The 1,151-nt window shown below is 61.0% G+C and carries 2 protein-coding genes; one reads left to right on the top strand and one right to left on the bottom strand.

What is annotated here, in order from left to right; translation table 11 throughout:
* Window positions 1-223: 223 nt before the first annotated feature.
* Entirely contained in the window at window positions 224-583 is a 360-nt protein-coding gene (locus ACXRVY_RS30550) for a DUF6124 family protein (RefSeq protein WP_458239146.1), read from the top strand.
* A gap of 143 nt (window positions 584-726) precedes the next feature.
* Here the strand turns inward: ACXRVY_RS30550 and ACXRVY_RS30545 are convergent.
* On the bottom strand, window positions 727-1,151 hold a 425-nt coding region (locus ACXRVY_RS30545), incomplete at its 5' end, for an MFS transporter (RefSeq protein WP_458239145.1).

The following is a 1,151-nucleotide window of genomic DNA, read 5'->3' as shown; positions in this document are numbered from 1 at the left end:
GGTCACTGATTGTCAGTGATCGGGTTTAGTAGCCCGTGGTTACTCAAGGCGCATAGCCCATCAAACAGTCAGGTATCCCATCCCTGCACTTTATGGTGGCTGTGTGCAGGGCGCCCTCGGGCGCGCCGGCTCCTTGGGTCCCCGGTCTACTAACCTGCGCACAGCTACCACCCTTCTTATTAGTAGAGAAGCGGTGGTAGCTCATACTTACAGGACCCAAATCATGTTCAAAGTTACTCCAAATCCGCCGGACTCCGACCCGGCATCCCCGTACGAAAGCCCCGATTCAAAACAATTCCACGAAGCCGCCGAGCGCGCCCTCGATCACGACTTCAACCCGGGCCCCAACATCATGGCCACTCCGCGCACACCCAGCTCCATGTTCATCGTCAACCCCGAACTCAGTACCGAAACCCTGCTGGTGCATGCGTGCGAATCGCTGGCTTCGGCCAATGTCATGGCCAACGATCTGGTGGATCATCTGCAGGGGACAAGTCGCCATGCGCTGTTGGGGATTGCGCAGGTGATCATGCTCGGGGAACTGGCGGTGAATCGGGCGCTGRATCGGCTTGATCCGTCTTAGTTATCTGAGTCAGTGCAAGACAACCTGTGGGAGCGAGCTTGCTCGCGATGACGGTGTGTCAGGCACTGATGATTTAGACTGATACTCCGCTATCGCGAGCAAGCTCGCTCCCACAGGGGGGGCTGTTTTCCAGCAATGGATCTTCATTTCAGATGGCGATAGCTCGGGATCGCGGAACCGAGCACCACCGCCCCCGCCGCAATCGCCAGCCAGAACCCGCTGCGTGCGCCGAAGGCATCCACCAGCCAGCCGGAGCCGGCGGCGCCGATCGCCACGCCGATGCTCAGGCCGGTGACCAGCCAGGTCAGGCCTTCGGTGAGTTTGGCCGGCGGCACGATCTGCTCCACCAGGGCCATGGCGACAATCAGCGTGGGGGCAAAAAACAGGCCGGCGACAAACACCGCCAGGGACAAGCCGAAAATGTTCACCGCCAGCAGCAACGGCAAGGTGGTCACCGCCGTCGCTACCCCGCCGTACAGGAACAGGCGTGCCAGCGGCACTTTCGAGCGTAGTGCGCCGAACGCCAACCCGGCCAGGCATGAGCCGATGGCGTACACCGACAGCACGA

The organism is Pseudomonas sp. P5_A2_2 (assembly GCF_054177685.1).
This window is presented reverse-complemented; position numbering and strand designations above follow the sequence as displayed.